Genomic DNA, 14,984 nt, shown 5'->3' with positions numbered 1-14,984 from the left:
CAGGTCTGCCTCAGCCCCGGCTGCGGCCTGCGCCGTGCCCGCCAATGGCTGGCCGCCGCGCTCGAGCACGACCCGACACTGGCAGCGTTCCGGCTGCTTGTCCCGGTCCGGCACCCTTCCCGGTCGATGCCCGGTTCGACACGCGATGCTCAGAGAACACGCCCCGTGACACCGTCACGGCAGCTGCGTGCTTTTTTCGAGGCGCGGGCACCGGCACCGCTGGAAACCTGCGTGAGCGCGCTGCTGCGCTGGGCAGTCACGACGACGGAGGCAGCGCATGCCGGACCGGGCACGGTGCTGCTGCTGGATGCCGACTTCTGGACCCACGACCCGGCCGCGCTGGTCGCGCTTCGGGCACGCCTGCCCGACGCCACCTGGCTGACGTTCACCTCGACCCCGGTGCCGCACCACCCTCCCGCGCCGCGCCCCGGCGTTGTCATCTACCAGTATGACGACCGTCACGCCATCACCGACGGCGTGGTCGTGCCGGTGGTGGGCGACAGGTTCCGTTGCGACAGCCCTGGCACGCCCGGCCGGGTGCGGGACATCGTCGAGCATTACCACGACAAGGTGCTGCGCAATCGCCGCGCGCTACGCGCGATGGTGCTGGTGTCCACGCCGCGGCAGGCCCGCGACTACCAGCATGCATTCGAGCAGGACGGACGCCTGCGCACCCAGGTCCTGGCACTGGATGCGCAGGGCCACAGCATTGAGCAAATGTCCAGCGCTCCACCGCCGGACATCCAGCTGGAAATATGCTGCGGGTCGGTGCCTGCGCTTCAGGACGCGCGACTGGGCGTGGTCTATGTGGAGCACGAACTGGACGGTGTCGACAGCGACCGCCTGCTGGGACGGATCAATCAGCCGCATGCCGAGAAGCATGCCGCCATTCTGGTGCAGCGTCCCGGCCGTAACGAAACCGGCATCGAAGCGTTGCCTCCGCTGTCTGCATGCAGACGCCTTGCGGCCACGCTGCCCGACCTGCCCTGGAGGGACTTCAACGCCTGCGTGGAAGCGGTCGCCCCGCGCTGGGAAGTAACCGCGCTGGGCGACGACCGCGATGCCCATCGCCGGCACCGTCATCTGCTGCGACGACGCATCACCCAGGGTGCACTGTCCCTGCAGCATGCCGCCGGCTCTCCGGACCCGTCCACGGCTGATGGCACCACGGGCACCGCCTCCCGGCACAGGCGCGAGCTGCAGGTCTACGCACGGGTGGACATGGTCGCCGCACACGCCGCCTTGGAAGAGCGCCAGCTGAGCGGCGAGGACGCGCGCATGCGGCAGTGGCTGCAGGACACTCCACTGGAAGTGTGCGAGCCGCCGCTGTCCTACGCGGTCGTCGACGTCGACGACGGGATGGACACTGCGCGGCGGGCCAGCCGGCTGTATGCAATGCTGCGCGAGCAGCTTGAGCACCCGGGCGAAGAGCCGGCACGGGCGGAAAACGGGCAGCGCCAGCTGCAGGCCATCCTGATCGGGCACGCCGATGCCAGCATCCGCATCGCGGCGCTGGAAGAACTGCGTGAACGGCTTCCCGCCGTGCTGGGTCACGCCGGAGTTCCAACGCGATCGCGCGCCTACCTGCTGCTGGAGGGCAACCTGGGGGCGGGCATGGATGCGACCCGTCATGCGCCGCTGGTCAGGCAGATGGAGAGCACCATCCGCACGGCGCAACGGTTTCTTCCGGCCGAACCGCGACAGTTCCGCCAGCACGTCCGAGCCGGTCTGCGCTCAGTGCTGGAGCAGGAGTTTGGAGCTGCGCGAACCGAGTTGATTCTGGACGCGATCGTCAGTCGGGCTCCCCATTGGCCGCGACCGGGATGAACCCGGCCGCGCCCTGCAGGTTCAGGGCATGACCGGCGGAACGTAGGTCAGGGTCATGCCCAGCAGCCACAACAGTCCAAGCACCAGCGGAATGTGCACGAGCAGCTGGATGAAGGTGAAACCGACGATGTCGCGCGCTTTCAGTCCCAGCACACCCAGCAGCGGCAGCATCCAGAATGGATTGATGAGGTTGGGCAATGCCTCGGCGGCGTTGTAGACCTGCACCGCCCAGCCCAGGTGGGCGTGGAGTTCATTGGCCGCCTGCATCACGTAGGGCGCTTCGATGATCCACTTGCCGCCACCGGAGGGCACGAAGAAGCCCAGCACCGCCGAGTACACCCCCATGACCAGGGCGAAGGTGTCGGTGGTGGCGATATGCACGAACACGCTGGACAGCCGGTGCGCCAGGGTTTCCCCTCCGCTGCCCACCGCGTGGGTCAGGATCATGGCGATGCCGCCGTACAGCGGGAACTGGATCAGCACGCCGGTCGTGCTGGGCACAGCCTTGGCCACCGCGTTGAGGAAGCTGCGCGGCCGCCAGTGCAGCAGCAGGCCCAGCGAAATGAACAGGAAGTTGTAGGTGTTGAGGTTGGCAATGGCCGTCACCACCGGCTTGCTGGCGAACTCACTGAACAACCAGCCGAAGGCCAGCAGCGACAACAGCACGGTCAGCAGCGGGCTGTACTCCAGCCACTCACCGGCGCGGGTGCGTGCGGGCAGCGGTTCGGGTTCGGCCTGGGCCGCCCCTTCGAAATCCGCCGCCGTGCGCGCGGTGGCCGGACCCGGCGCGGTCATCCAGGCAATGACCAGGGAGACCACGATCAATGCGGCCGTCAATGCGATCGACTGCCACAGGAAGATGGTTTCGGTGAACGGCAGCACGCCGGTGATCTCAACCAGCCCTGGCGGCATGCTGGCCGGGTTGGCCTGCAGTTGTGCCGCCGACGAGCTCAGGCCCATCGCCCAGACCGCACCGAGTCCGAGATAGGCCGAGGCACCTGCAGCACGGTAATCCATGCGAAGGTCCTGGCGGCGCGCCAGCGCGCGCACCAGCAGGCCGCCGAACACCAGCGAAAAGCCCCAGCTGAGCAGCGAGGCCAGCATGCTGACCAGTCCCACGTAGACCACCGCGCCACGACCGCTGCGCGGCACCCGTGCCAACAGGTCGATGAAGCGCGCCACCACCGGTGCCGTGGCCACCGCGTAGCCGCCGATGACCACGAAGGCCATCTGCATGGTGAAGGGAATCAGGCTCCAGAAGCCATCGCCAAAGGCTTTGGCGGTGGCCTGCGGGGTGGCACCGAAGCTCATCGCGGCCAGCGCCACGATCACCACGCCCAGCACTGCGAAGACGTATGCGTCGGGGAACCACTTCTCTGCCCAGGCCGCCGAGCGCAGCGCAGCGCGCGCCATCCAGCCGTCCTGTGCCGCCGCCGATGCCGTGTTGGCCATGCACTACCCTCCCAGGTTCGATTGCGGAATTCTCGCGACGGCAGCCTGGATTGTCAGTAACCCATTGGTCGGGTCGCGCTCAGGGCCAGGCCAGCGCGGCCGCGATCCCCGCAAACACCGCCGCACCGACCCAGTTGTTGTGCAGGAACGCCTTGAAGCAACGGTCACGGTCGCGGTGCCAGCACAGGTGAAACTGGTACACGATCAAAGCGGCGGCCACGCCCAGCCCGACCCAGTACGCCGACCCCAGTTCGCCGCGCAGGCCTACCAGTGCCAATGCCCCCAGGAACAATGCGTACAGGATGCCCTGGATCACCAGGTCCAGGTCACCGAACAGAATCGCGGTCGAATGCGAGCCCATTTTCAGGTCGTCGTCGCGGTCGACCATCGCGTACCAGGTGTCATAGGCGGTGGACCACAGGATGTTGGCCCCGTACAGCAACCAGCCGATCACCGGCACCTCGCCCTGCACGGCGGCAAAGGCCATCGGGATGCCCCAGCCGAACGCCAGGCCCAGGTAGACCTGCGGCAGATGGGTGTAGCGTTTCAGGTAGGGGTAGCTGGCGGCCAGGAACACGCCGATGAAGCTCATGCCAATGGTCAGGGCGTTCATGCTCAGCACCAGCGCGAACGCGGCCAGCATCAGCCCGGCAAACAGCAGCAGCGCCTCGCGCCCGCTCACCCGGCCGCTGGCCAGCGGCCGGTCCTTGGTGCGCTTGACGTGCGGGTCCAGCCAGCGGTCGGCATAGTCGTTGATGACACAACCGGCCGATCGCGTCAGCCAGACCCCCGCCGTGAACACAAACAGGGTCCACAGCGGCGGCATTCCCCCGGCCGCCAGCCACAACGCCCACCACGTGGGCCACAGCAGCAGCAGGGTGCCGATCGGGCGATCGGCGCGCATGAGTTTCCAGTACTGGCCCCAACGCGACGGCGGCGCGTCGGCAGGGGCATCGAAACGTTCGTAAGCCATGCCCACAAGGATACGCCAGGCCACCCGGGGACGGGCTTGCACGGTCCATTCGTTCATGGGGGGCAGACCTGCGCCGCGTTTACCGCTAGAATGCCCCTCCCGCACCGCTACTTGGCGCTGCGATGCCCGCCCCGGCCCTGTGCTGACGGCGTGGCGGTTCTACAACGCGCCCGTAGCTCAGCCGGATAGAGTAGTGGCTTCCGAAGCCATTGGTCGGGGGTTCGAATCCCTCCGGGCGCGCCATTTTCCCTTTGCAGGTTCCCCTTGGTCGCCGACAACCGGCGGTAGAGTCGGTCGACAGACGACTGCCGATAGCGGCGATCGGCAGGGTGACGCATGACCTGCAGCGAAGTCGCGCCGCCCGTCAGTCTTCCGGTTCGGCAGAAACCGGAATGGTCAGGCCACGTTTGACCACGATCAGTGCAACATTGGTGGTGAAACGTTTGACGTTGGCATTCTCACCCACCATGCATGCCACCAGGGGGCATCGTAGGTTTCCGTGTCTGGTGCGGTGATCACCAGGATGAAGTCCGCCTCGCCCGTCACATAGAACGCTTGGGAAGAATTCGCCGCTTGACGGCGCGAACCGCGCATCTAGCATTCCAGCTCCGATCACGAGGTGACGATGAAGCTTCTTTACCAGACCCACTCGCCTTACGCCCGCAAAGCGCTCGTTTTCGCATACGAGGCTGGGATCGCCACCTCACTTGAGGTCATCCACCAGGAAACCAGCCCGACGGTGAAGAATGCGGAGGTGCTCGCCCGCAATCCCCTGGGCAAGGTACCGGTGCTGCTCCGCCCCGATGGCGATGCGATCTTCGACTCGGACGTGATCTGCGCCTACCTTGACACGCAGCATGCGGGACCACGCCTCATCCCGCAGGAGGGCGAGGCGCGTTGGCGCGCGCTCCGTCTCCAGGCCGCGGCGCAAGGCGTGTGCGACGCTGGCATCGCACTACGCTGGGAAACGGTTCGACGGCCTGCCGAGCTGCGTTATGCACCACTACGCGACGGCTATACGGACAAGCTCCTGACCACCTATGAGTGGCTTGAACAGGAAATCGACGGCAATGAACCCGTCCATGTGGGGCACATCGCCGTGGCGACCGCCTTGAGCTGGATCGCGTTTCGCGACCTTCCGGATTTCCGCGACGGACATCCCCGGTTGGTGGAATGGTTCGATGCCTTCGAACGGCGAGAGTCGATGCGATGGACGCCGTTGTCAGGCGAGACACGCGACAGGTAAGGCGGTGGCCGCTAGGACGCGAGGCGTTGCAAGCGCGCAACCTGGGCCAGCAATGCCGCTCGGAGTGCATCAGGCTGACGGATCTCGAATTCGAATGGCAGTCGTGACAACTCACGCGCGAACCAATCAAGGTCATCAGCTTGAGCACGCAGAAGTGTGCTGTCGCCAGCGGGTTCAAGTGCGCCGATGGTTTCGAATATTTCACGTTGCGCCGTAGTGATATCAGCACGCAACAGCACTTCAATCGCGTGGGTCCGGGAACGCGTGGCCATCGAAGAGACCAGGTGTGCAAGTACGTCAAAGCCTTCTGGACGGCCGAAACTCACCGGCACGGCATGCACATGCTCGATGCGGTCAAGCCGGAACGAGCGTAGACCACTGCGCAGGTGACAGTACCCGACGGCGTACCAGCGGCCGCCGCGCCATGCCAGGCCCCAGGGATCAACGTCGCGTTCGCTGGCACCGCTATCGGTACGGTAGATCAGGTGGACACGCTGTCGCGCCCGGGCAGCCTGACTGAGTATCACCAGCGCGGAATTGTCGGTGTGGGTACCGTTCGAGTCAGCTTGGGCGAGATCCAGCGCCACGGTGTCGTCAATTGCACGGACGCGCTGTTTGAGCGACTCCGGCATCACCCGCTCGAGCTTGGCATGTGCGCTGGCGACGGAGGGCACCACGCCCGACAGGCCCATGCTCCGCGCAGCAAGCAGGCCAAGCGCCAGCGCAAGTCCCTCGTCGTTGGTGAACGCCATCGGGGGCAGCTTGAAGCCCGGCACCAAGGCGTAACCGCCATGGCGACCACGCTCTGCGGTGACCGGAATGCCGATCTCCTCCAATGAGGCTACGTAGCGACGCAGGGTACGGCCGTCGACACCCACGCGCCGTGCCAGCTCGGGACCGCTCATGCGGCCATGGGCTTGAAGAAGCTCAAGGACGGTCAGAACACGCGTCGTCGGAAGGCTCATGGCGATGATTGTACTTTCAATCAGGGCGGATTCCGGCCTGATTCGTTCGTAGCCTGAGGATTCCTGAGGCGGGGCCATCGAGCTGCGATCCCGCCGACCCTTGGAATCCTACTGACTGGAAACGCCAATGAAGATTGCCCACCGGTTCCTGTTGATTACCGGCCTTTGCGCCATCGCGCTCCCGGCGCAATCGTCGTCTCCATCCATCGCCGCGCCAGCCACAGACAGCGTGAAGCACCTCCAGGAGTATCAGGTCGTTGAGCTGCGGCGTTACACGACCACGCCTGGAAAGCGCGGCGACTTCGTACGCTATTTCGACACCTACTTTCCCGAGGCATTTGAGCAGTTGGGTGCCATGATATTTGGCCAGTTCATCGAGCGCGACGATAGAAACCGTGTGGTATGGCTGCGCGGATTCAAGGACATACAGGCGCGACCCGTGGTGAACGCTGCCTTTTACTACGGCCCCCTATGGCGCGAGCATCGCGCCAAGGTCAACGCGGTCCTGCCCGACAGCGACAACGTGATGCTGATGCGCCCGCTTCACGCTGGAACAGGCATTACCGTGCTGCCTGCTGTCGACCCTGTGCTTGAGCCAGGCGGTGCACGCGGCATCTTCGTGGCACAGATATTTCCTGTCGAGAAAGAACAGATGGAGGCGTTTTCCTCGCACGCAGAGAAGGCATTCCTGGCATACGACAGCCAGGGCGTAAGAACCGCGGGTGTGCTGGTGACATTGGATGTGCCCAACAACTTTCCGCAGCTGCCAATCCGCCAGGACGGTCCTTGGCTGGTATGGCTTGGCCTGGCTCAGGATGACGCGGCGCTGCGGGCGCTCTCACAGCGAATGGACGAGGTCGAGCAGGTAATGACCGAATTCGGCGGGCTGCGAGACTCCATCGAGCGCATTGTGATGGATCCGACTCCGCGTTCACGATTGCGCTGGCCGGTCCTCGATGCGGCCACCGATCAGGACATGCCATGATCGAGACCGCCCATCTCTGGTTGTTCTTCCTGATGGTTCTGGGCGTCGTCCTGCTACCCGGGCTTGATATGGCCTACGTCATGGCCAGCTCTCTGGTCGGCGGCCAACGCTCGGGGTTGTTGGCGACCGCCGGTGTCATCGCAGGTGGCGCATGCCACGTATTGCTGGGCGCACTGGGCGTCCTGGTGGTACTGAAGCTGGTGCCGACAGCGTTCAATCTCATGCTCGTGGCTGGCGCGCTTTACATTGCGTGGATTGGATGGTCCTTGCTGCGTAGTCGGGTTGCGTTCGGCGCTTCGCCATCGACGCGCGTGCGGAGCGGTGCGGCGACGTTCGGCAAGGGCATGGCAACCTGCCTCCTCAACCCCAAGGCCTATCTCTTCATGCTGGCTGTTTTTCCGCAGTTCCTGAAGCCTGAGTATGGCCCTCTCTGGCTTCAGGCACTGGCACTCTGGGTGATCATCGCAACCTGCCAGGCCGCCGTGTACGGCGGCATGGCGCTGGCTGGGGACCGCGTAAAAGCCTGGCTTGGCTCGAAGCCTGCCACGGATCTGCTGCTCGCGCGTCTGGTTGGCTTGATGCTCATTGCGGCGGCAGCGTTTACCGCGTGGGAGGGCTGGCACCTTTCGTAGAGCCGGGCTCTGCCCGGCTGGCGGTGCACGGTCACGGCGCAGCCGGGCAGAGCCCGGCTCTACGGCAAGGCGGATGACGGCGGCCGCACGGCGTTCGATTCAGTAGCGGCCGTCGAAGGCGAAGATCGGCTTGCGCTGTTTCCAGGCACCCGCCGTGAAGTCCGGGAACTCCAGGGTCTGGAAGCTGTTGGCGATGGACTGCTCGGACAATGGCGTGATCGCACTCCAGGTCACTGCGTCATAGATGTCGATCGGCATCGGCGCACGCGCCTTCAAGGCTTCCACGAACGCGTGGATGACGAACCAGTCCATGCCGCCGTGCCCCGCACTGGCAGCGGTGGCCGCGTTCTGCTTCCACAGCGGGTGCTCGTACTTGTCCTGGTAGACCTGGAAGTCCTCCCACTTGTGTGGCGGGCTGCGGCCTTCGATATGGATGGACTGGTTGAGGTCCATCCACAGCCCCTTGGTGCCCTGCACGCGGAAGCCCAGCGAGTAGGGACGCGGCAGCGAGGTGTCGTGCTGCAGCAGGATGGTCTCGCCGTTCTCGCACGCCAGCGTGGTGGTGACGATGTCGCCCAGCTTGAACTTCACCTGGGTGCTGGGGTGGGCGGTACCACCGCTTTTGGCCACGGTGTACTCATGCAGGCCGCGCGCCTTGCTGGCGAATGCGTTGATGTGGGTGAAGCGATTACCACGGTTGATGCCGGTGTACATGGCGCACGGGCCGATGCCGTGGCTGGGGTACAGCTCACCGTTGCGGTTCACCGAATGCGCGGTGCGCCAGCGCGCTTCCGACCAGCCCTTGGGACCGAACTCCACACCGCTGTCGTACGGCTGGCTGGGGTCACCGGAATTGAACTTCACCCCGCGCAGGTCATGCTGGTAGCCACCCTGCAGGTGCACCAGCTCACCGAACAGTCCTTCGCGCACCATCTGCAGCGCGGCCATCACGTCACGCCGGTAGCAGACGTTCTCCAGCAGCATGTAGGGTGTGCCGGTGGCCAACTGGGCATTAAGTACATCCCAGTGGTCCTGCAGGGTGATGCCGGCCACCACTTCGCAGCCCACCGCCACCTTGGCCTGCATGGCGGCAATCGCCATCGGCGCGTGGTATTCCCATGGGGTGGCAATGATCACCCCATCCAGTCCACGCTGCTCGAGCAGGCGCTTCCACGCGTTGACGTCGCGATCCTGGCCATAGGCAGTAGGCGCGGGCTTGCCGGCCTTGGCCACCATGTCCAGGCCGCGCTTGAGCATGATCGGTTCGATATCGCACAGCGCCACCACCTCGACGTCGTCGCGGCGGACCAGTTCCTTCAGCAGCACCTGGCCGCGCATGCCGGTGCCGATCAGGCCAAGTTTGACCTTGCGTGTTTTCGCCCATGCCGGCGTGTCGGGCAGAAGACTGGTGGCGGCGAGTGCGGCGCTGGCCGCGAGGAATTCCCTACGCTTCATGAAACATTGCTCCGCTGGTAAAGGTCAGAACCGGTAGCCGAGCTGCAGACTGTAGCTGCGCCCGTAGATGCTGGCATAGTCACTGGAGTCCCCAAGGAAGCCCTGGGGGTCGTAGAACGGCAGACGGTCGAACAGGTTCTTGACCGTCAATCCAATCGTCCAGTGCTCGTCCGGTCGCCAGCCCACGCTCAGGTTGGCGGTCCACCACGACGGCACCCCGCCGCACTGCGCCGGATTCAACGGCAGCCGACTGGCCGTGCAGGTCTCCGGATTGTTGTCCTCGGCGTCGATCTGATCATAGGCCCACTTGGTGGTGCCCACGTAGTTGACGAAGACGCTGGTGGTGACCTGGCGATACGTCCAGTCGGCATTCAAGGTGGCGCGCAGACGCGGGTTGTTGTAGTAGCCGATGGTGTTGCCGTAGTACCAGCGCGAGACGTCGTCGATGTAATACTGCTTGCGGCGGGCGATGGTGGCCGCCATCCCGATGTTCAGGCTGCCGAAGTCGCCCAGGCTGAAGCGGCTGCGTGCGTCGATGTCGAAGCCGTCCACCAGCGTGCGACCCTGGTTCTTGTACTGGCCGACCACGCTGGACACGTTACCCACGCTGTAGCCGGGCAGCGTGCCCGGGCAGACCACGCCGCTGGCCGGGTCGGCGCACATCGCCGCCACCGCCTCGACATTGGCGCGGTCGGCGTCGCTGATCGGGTTGCGGGTCATCGACAGGATGTCTTCGGGCTTGCTGTAGTCCGGCGCGGCGATCTCGTTGCGCCGATAGATGAACCAATAGTCGGCGGACACACTCAACCAGCTGGCAGGTTCATAGACCAGGCCCAGCGTGGAGATCTTCGCCTTCTCGGGTTTCAGGTCCTGGTTGGGCTGGGTCATGCGCGCCACGGTACGGCTGCAGTCCGTGTTGAGCAGGCTGTTGCCCAGGTCCACGTCGCCGCTGCGCGCCGACTGCCGCAGCAGGTTGGCGATGGCGTTGGTCTCATCACAGCGTACATCGTCTTCAAAACCGCCCAGCTGGGCGAACACACCGCCGGTACCGGCTTCGGCAAGACTGGGCGCGCGGAAGCCTTCCGAGTAGGTGCCACGCAGCAACAGCTGTGGCAGCACCTGGTATTTCAGGCCGATCTTGGGCGCGAGGTTGGCGCTGAAGTTGGGGTACTTGTCCACGCGCAGCGCTGCATCCAGTTCCAGCTTGTCGGTGATCGGGGCCACCGTTTCGGCGAACAGCGCATAGGTATTGCGCTTGCCATCAAACCAGGAGCCGCCCTGCTGGGTGATCAGTCCATTGGCGGCGTCTGCGTTGCCCGGGGTGTAGAAGGTCTCGCGGCTGGCGTTGAAACCAAACGCCGCACGCATTTCACCGGCCGGCAGCTGGAACAGCGGCCCTTCGATCTTGCCGTCCAGAGTGTGCAGGCGTGTCCAGGACTGGATGTCGAACGTCGGGAAGGCCTCGCGGATCAACGCCGCGTTGGCGTCGTTGATCGCGCCGAACTGGTAGGCAGGATTATCGGAAATGATCACCCGGCCGGTTCCCGGGTCGATGCTGTACGGGCCGAATGCGCGCTCGAAGCCCTCAAGGTTGACGTTGATGGTCTGGTAGGTCACCGAATGGGTGCCGGCGGTCGCGAACGCGGTTTCCCAGTTCCAGGCGGCGATGTCACCCCGCAGGCCGGCCAGCACGCGGTAGCTCTGATCGGTATTGCGCTGGCCGAAGTGACCCGCGCCGACGTCCTGCAGCAGATAGTTGAGACCCACCACGCCGCCCATCAGCGCCTTCAGCTCCGGGCTGGCGTTGTTGTAGACGTTGTTGGGCCCCAGGAACGGCGTGCGGAACTGATTGACGGTAGTGCCGGTATTGCGCGAGAACCAGCTGGTGGGGTTACCGGTCGTGGTGCCGTACGCGTTCGGAGTACCGGCGTTCGCGCGCAGGTCGATGTCGGTGTACGTGGCTTCGGCAAAGGCCTCGGTGCTGTCACCCAGCAGGAACCGCGAGCTGATGTAGGCGGTGTTGCGCTTGGTCTCGGCGCCGGAGTCTATCTCGCGGTTCATCCAGGTTTCCCACACGCAGCGGGTACCGGAGGCCTCAGTGATGGCGGTGTTGCAGCCCGGTGCCGCTTCCTGGCGGCGCGCCCCGGTGACCGGGTCGAAGGCGAAGTAGGTGCCGGGGTTGAACTCACCGGGCCGGCTGCCGATGCCCAGGCGCAGGTTGTTGAGGTAGTTCGGGTTGTTGACGTAGTACTGGCTGGGCCGCTTGTCGTAGTAGTCGCTGAGCGGAATGGCGTCGCGGCGGTACAGATTGACGCTGGCATAGACGTTGTAGCGGTCCGCATCCAGGTCGCCGAACCCCGCGGTGATGCTGGCCTGGTGCTCGCCATAGGAATCAATGCGCGAGGAGGTGTCCGTGGTGAGGCTGACTTCGGCCCCCTGGTAATCGCGCTTGGTGATCACGTTGATCACACCGGCCACCGCATCGGTGCCGTATACCGCTGATGCCCCGTCGGTCAGCACCTCCATGCGCTCGATGGCCGCGGCGGGAATGGCGTCGATGTTGACGAACTGGGTCTGGAAGCCGGCCGGCGCGCCGTAGTACGACAGGCGACGGCCATTGAGCAGCACCAGCGTGCCCTGCGCGCCCAGTCCCCGCAGGTTGGCCTGCGAAGCCCCGTCGGACCCGGTGAACAGCGAGCGCGAATCCTGCTGCGCCGGCCGCGCGGCCGGCAGGTTGTCCAGCACCTGCAGCAGCGTGCGCGCGCCCATGTTCTCGATGTCCTGCTTGCGGATCACCTGCACCGGGGAGCTGGTTTCCACATCCGAGCGGCGGATGTTGGATCCAGTGACCTGGACCCGGCTCAGTTCGGTGGTGCGTTCGTCGGGGGTGCTGTCAGCGGCGCTGTCCTGGGCGAAGGCCGGCGCGGCTCCGATCAGGGCGACGCCCAGTGCAAGCGATAAACGGGTGGCGGGGATGCGGCGTTGGCGGTGGCGTACGTTCAACATCTTGGCTCCTCGTGCGGTTTGTTCCGGCAACAGTTACCCGCACCGCAGCCACGCAGGCTGCAGACGGAGAACGGTGAGGTGGATGAGAAAACGGGGAGTGGCTCCCTGCGGCCGACTCTAGGGCAGCCGCTCGAAAGATGTCAACAAAGTGAAAGCAAAAAGAAGGAGTTTTTTACGACAAACGAAAGTTGATGCAGGGCACCACTTTCTAAATCGCTTATGAATGCGCAGATTTTCGCTTTCGACACAGCGGGATACGGAAGCGATTCCGAGCAGGTCGCGACAACCAAGTCGAAAACTGTGACCGGGCAAACTTTTTTAAATCTTTCGATAATTGACATTTCGAAAGAAAACACAGATCGTGACCCCGTCCAACAGGAAGCACGTATGCAACTGCCCCCACTCTTCGACCTCGCCGCCTGGCAGTCCCGCGGCGGTGCCCACACTGCCGGGGAAATCGTCCAGCAGCCTGCGCTGTGGGCTGCCGTGGCCGACCTGCTTGAAACCGCCCAGCCCACGCTCGAGGCCTTCCTGGGTTCGGCCTTGTCGCAGCCGGAACAGCGGGTGATCTTCACCGGTGCCGGCAGTTCCGGCTTCATCGCCGAGATGGCCGCTGACGCGATCAACGCACAGTGGCCGGCCGACATCCGTGCCGTTCACACCACCAGCCTGCTGACCCACCCGCAGCTGTATCTGAAGGCCGACCGCCCGACCCTGCTGGTCAGCTTTGGCCGCAGCGGTTCCAGCCCGGAAAGCGTGGCCGTGGTCGAGCAGGTCCAGGCCAGCGTGCCGTCCGCGCGGTTCCTGCACATCACCTGCAATGCCCATGGTGCCTTGGCACGGCATGGCAGCGGACGGCAGGACACCTGCTCGCTGCTGATGCCGCCGGACAGCTGCGACCAGGCCTTCGCCATGACCAGCAGTCTCAGCTGCATGCTGCTGGCCGCACTGGCCGTGTTCGATCAAGCGCCCTGGGCAGAACGCGTGGCGCGGCTGCGCGCCCTGGCCGAACACGGCCGTGCCGCCCTGCACCAGTGGGATGCCGCCATCACGACGCTGGCGCAGTGGCCGTGCACGCGAGTCATCTACCTGGGCAGCGGTCCGCTGGAAGCCAGCGCGCGCGAAGCCGCCCTGAAAGTGCTGGAGCTCACCGCCGGTCGGGTGCTGGCCCTGTCCAACACGCCGTTGGGCTTCCGACATGGGCCCAAGTCCACCCTCGATGGCAACACGCTGGTGGTGATGCTGCGCAGTGTGCAGCCGCTGGCGCGGCGTTACGAGCAGGACCTGCTGGACGAACTGCGCCGCGACGGGATTGCCGGAAGGGTCATTTCCGTCGGCCCATCCGGCGCAGACCGTGCCGAAGGCGACTTCGAACTCGACGTCCCTGATTTCTCCGACAGCTGGCTGTCTCCGTTGTGGCTGCTGGTGGCACAGGGCTATGCGCTGCAGCGTTCGGCCGCGATGGGCTTCACTCCGGACAACCCTTTCCCGGACGGCACGGTCAACCGCGTGGTACAGGGTGTGACCATTCATTCCCACGGCTGAGCAGAAGCGGCGCATGCAGACCTGGTACGGCATCGACATTGGCGGCACCAAGATTGAACTGGCGGCCTGCGACGCGCGCGGCGCGGTCCTGCACCGTCAACGCGTGGCGACGCCGTGCCATGACTACGCGGCGTTCCTCGACAGCGTGGCCGCACTGGTAGAGCAGGTAGACAAGACGCTGGGTCTTGCCTGCCAGGCCGTTGGCGTCGCCCTGCCCGGCGTGCGCGACGCCGACAGCGGCCGCCAACTCAGCGCCAACGTCCCGGCCCTGACCGGGCGCACGGTGGGCGTAGACCTGCAGGCGCGCCTGCAGCGCCCCCTGGCGCTGGGCAACGACCTGCAGTGCTTTGCGCTTTCCGAAGCGCAGGGCGGCGCGGCCGACGGCTATCCGAGCATGTTCGGGGTGATCCTCGGCACGGGTGCTGGCGGAGGCTACTGCAAGGACGGGCGTCTGGTGGCCGGCAACAACGGCATGGCCGGCGAGTGGGGGCACTGGAGCCTGCCCGCCACCCTGCAGCTGCGCCACGACCTGCCGTTGCTGGACTGCGGCTGCGGTCTGCGCGGCTGCCTGGAGCGCTATGTGTCCGGCAGCGGACTGGCGCTGATCCATGCCCGCCAGGGCGGCGAGGCGCTGGATGCGCAGCAGGTGGTGGAACGCGCCAACGGTGGCGATGCCGCCGCCCAGCGCGCGTTGGCCATTCACCGCGACCTGTTGGGTTACTGCTTTGCCAGCCTGATCCTGGCATTGGATCCGCACGTCATCGTCCTTGGCGGTGGTCTCTCCAAGCTCGAACCACTGTATTGCGATCTTCCTGCCGCCATTGCGCCCTACCTGTTTGCCGGGGTGCGGGTGCCGCCGATTCTGCCGCCGGTGTTCGGCGACGCCGGTGGCGCGCGC

11 protein-coding genes and 1 tRNA gene are annotated in these 14,984 nt (G+C 65.3%); 7 read left to right on the top strand and 5 right to left on the bottom strand.

Going from position 1 to position 14,984, the window contains the following annotated elements; all coding sequences use genetic code 11:
• Nucleotides 1-1,827, top strand: a 1,827-nt coding sequence (locus EGJ34_RS16185; RefSeq protein WP_221740422.1) for a hypothetical protein, incomplete at its 5' end; no start/stop codon positions are given.
• A 21-nt stretch (nucleotides 1,828-1,848) separates the two neighbouring features.
• Here EGJ34_RS16185 and EGJ34_RS16180 read toward each other — a convergent pair.
• Together EGJ34_RS16180 and ubiA are read right to left on the bottom strand one after the other, a co-directional pair.
• Complete coding sequence (locus tag EGJ34_RS16180; protein ID WP_185750210.1) at nucleotides 1,849-3,279, bottom strand: TIGR00366 family protein; 1,431 nt, start codon at nucleotides 3,277-3,279, stop codon at nucleotides 1,849-1,851.
• Between the two features lie 79 nt (nucleotides 3,280-3,358).
• Nucleotides 3,359-4,252 carry a 4-hydroxybenzoate octaprenyltransferase gene (ubiA, locus tag EGJ34_RS16175; protein WP_125361526.1) on the bottom strand — a complete coding sequence of 298 codons (894 nt, stop codon included), beginning with the start codon at nucleotides 4,250-4,252 and terminating at the stop codon, nucleotides 3,359-3,361.
• Between the two features lie 166 nt (nucleotides 4,253-4,418).
• On the opposite strand from ubiA, the gene EGJ34_RS16170 reads away from it, so the two are divergent.
• Nucleotides 4,419-4,495: transfer RNA gene (locus tag EGJ34_RS16170), tRNA-Arg, on the top strand.
• Nucleotides 4,496-4,877: 382 nt separating this feature from the next.
• A complete protein-coding gene (locus EGJ34_RS16160; RefSeq protein ID WP_125361523.1) occupies nucleotides 4,878-5,498 on the top strand; it encodes a glutathione S-transferase in 621 nt (206 codons plus the stop codon).
• 11 nt (nucleotides 5,499-5,509) lie between these two features.
• Here EGJ34_RS16160 and EGJ34_RS16155 read toward each other — a convergent pair whose 3' ends face one another.
• Complete coding sequence (locus EGJ34_RS16155) at nucleotides 5,510-6,541, bottom strand: YafY family protein (protein WP_260477027.1); 1,032 nt, start codon at nucleotides 6,539-6,541, stop codon at nucleotides 5,510-5,512.
• Between the two features lie 49 nt (nucleotides 6,542-6,590).
• Between EGJ34_RS16155 and EGJ34_RS16150 the strand changes: the two genes are divergently transcribed.
• Nucleotides 6,591-7,448, top strand: a complete 858-nt coding sequence (locus tag EGJ34_RS16150; RefSeq protein WP_125361522.1) for an NIPSNAP family protein — start codon at nucleotides 6,591-6,593, stop codon at nucleotides 7,446-7,448.
• Nucleotides 7,445-8,080 (top strand): LysE family translocator, encoded by a 636-nt coding sequence (locus EGJ34_RS16145; protein ID WP_125361521.1) that lies wholly within the window; start codon nucleotides 7,445-7,447, stop codon nucleotides 8,078-8,080. The genes EGJ34_RS16150 and EGJ34_RS16145 overlap by 4 nt, the downstream gene beginning before the upstream one ends.
• Nucleotides 8,081-8,179: 99 nt before the next feature.
• On the opposite strand, the gene EGJ34_RS16140 is transcribed toward EGJ34_RS16145, so the two are convergent.
• Nucleotides 8,180-9,535: a Gfo/Idh/MocA family oxidoreductase gene (locus tag EGJ34_RS16140; protein ID WP_125361520.1), complete on the bottom strand. Its 1,356-nt coding sequence runs from the start codon at nucleotides 9,533-9,535 to the stop codon at nucleotides 8,180-8,182.
• Between the two features lie 24 nt (nucleotides 9,536-9,559).
• Nucleotides 9,560-12,541: a TonB-dependent receptor gene (locus tag EGJ34_RS16135; protein WP_125361519.1), complete on the bottom strand. Its 2,982-nt coding sequence runs from the start codon at nucleotides 12,539-12,541 to the stop codon at nucleotides 9,560-9,562.
• Nucleotides 12,542-12,928: 387 nt separating this feature from the next.
• Between EGJ34_RS16135 and EGJ34_RS16130 the strand changes: the two genes are divergently transcribed.
• A complete protein-coding gene (locus EGJ34_RS16130) occupies nucleotides 12,929-14,086 on the top strand; it encodes an SIS domain-containing protein (RefSeq protein ID WP_125361518.1) in 1,158 nt (385 codons plus the stop codon).
• Between the two features lie 13 nt (nucleotides 14,087-14,099).
• A partial coding sequence (locus tag EGJ34_RS16125; RefSeq protein WP_125361517.1) for an ROK family protein occupies nucleotides 14,100-14,984 on the top strand: 885 nt, incomplete at its 3' end.

It is taken from the genome of Stenotrophomonas sp. 278 (genome assembly GCF_003935715.1).
In the GTDB taxonomy this organism is placed as follows: Bacteria; Pseudomonadota; Gammaproteobacteria; order Xanthomonadales; family Xanthomonadaceae; genus Stenotrophomonas; species Stenotrophomonas maltophilia_AH.
The sequence above is the reverse complement of the archived record's forward strand: the minus strand, read 5'-3'. Positions and strand labels throughout refer to the sequence as shown.

Coding starts and splice junctions, on each gene's coding strand:
- EGJ34_RS16155 (WP_260477027.1), bottom strand. CDS start 6,541: ATGGCCCCGCCTCAGGAATCCTCAGGCTACGAACGAATCAGGCCGGAA.
- EGJ34_RS16140 (WP_125361520.1), bottom strand. CDS start 9,535: ATGAAGCGTAGGGAATTCCTCGCGGCCAGCGCCGCACTCGCCGCCACC.
- EGJ34_RS16160 (WP_125361523.1), top strand. CDS start 4,878: ATGAAGCTTCTTTACCAGACCCACTCGCCTTACGCCCGCAAAGCGCTC.
- EGJ34_RS16180 (WP_185750210.1), bottom strand. CDS start 3,279: ATGGCCAACACGGCATCGGCGGCGGCACAGGACGGCTGGATGGCGCGC.
- EGJ34_RS16130 (WP_125361518.1), top strand. CDS start 12,929: ATGCAACTGCCCCCACTCTTCGACCTCGCCGCCTGGCAGTCCCGCGGC.
- ubiA (WP_125361526.1), bottom strand. CDS start 4,252: ATGGCTTACGAACGTTTCGATGCCCCTGCCGACGCGCCGCCGTCGCGT.
- EGJ34_RS16150 (WP_125361522.1), top strand. CDS start 6,591: ATGAAGATTGCCCACCGGTTCCTGTTGATTACCGGCCTTTGCGCCATC.
- EGJ34_RS16135 (WP_125361519.1), bottom strand. CDS start 12,541: ATGTTGAACGTACGCCACCGCCAACGCCGCATCCCCGCCACCCGTTTA.
- EGJ34_RS16145 (WP_125361521.1), top strand. CDS start 7,445: ATGATCGAGACCGCCCATCTCTGGTTGTTCTTCCTGATGGTTCTGGGC.